At 45.9% G+C, this 532-nt stretch carries 1 protein-coding gene; it reads left to right on the top strand.

Features of this window, described 5'->3' with window-relative positions:
- Positions 1–8 precede the first annotated feature (8 nt).
- Positions 9–428 (top strand): hypothetical protein, encoded by a 420-nt coding sequence (locus R7R78_RS29150; protein WP_225474970.1) that lies wholly within the window; start codon positions 9–11, stop codon positions 426–428.
- Positions 429–532 lie beyond the last annotated feature (104 nt).

The following is a 532-nucleotide window of genomic DNA, read 5'->3' as shown; positions in this document are numbered from 1 at the left end:
TTACTGTGATGATGGTAGCGACCATCAGTTTTTCCACATTTGCGAGCAGCAATAATGATGACTGGGAGCTGATCGCAACCAAGACCGTCAACTTCCAAACGGAGACAGACACCGTTACGCCAAATAGTCTGCTCAAAAACCGTAACTTCAGTAAAATCAAAATAAAGTGCATTCAAGGCACCGTCGATTTAAAAGACATCAAAGTCACCATGACCGACGGCAGCGAGAAAAAACTCACATCAATGGGCACGCTCACCAACGGAATGTCAACGCGAGCTTGGACACTACCAGGAGCGGAGGACGCGAAACTTAAGCACCTTGAAATGAAATACAGCAGTTGGGGAAACATGAAGCTCGACGTGCTGGGTGTCAGCAGAAAAGCAAAAGTCGAAATCTGGGGTAAAAAGAGAACCAAAAACGCTCAATAAACGTCATGCTTGTCGATTGACTGATGAAAAGCAAACAGCCCGCTATTTCAGCGGGCTGTTTCAGTATTTAAAGCTCTGAGAACTCAGGCGCGTAATCAATGCGT

Source organism: Vibrio sp. 2134-1 (assembly GCF_033339495.1).
The sequence above is the reverse complement of the archived record's forward strand: the minus strand, read 5'-3'. Positions and strand labels throughout refer to the sequence as shown.

Coding starts and splice junctions, on each gene's coding strand:
- R7R78_RS29150 (WP_225474970.1), top strand. CDS start 9: ATGATGGTAGCGACCATCAGTTTTTCCACATTTGCGAGCAGCAATAAT.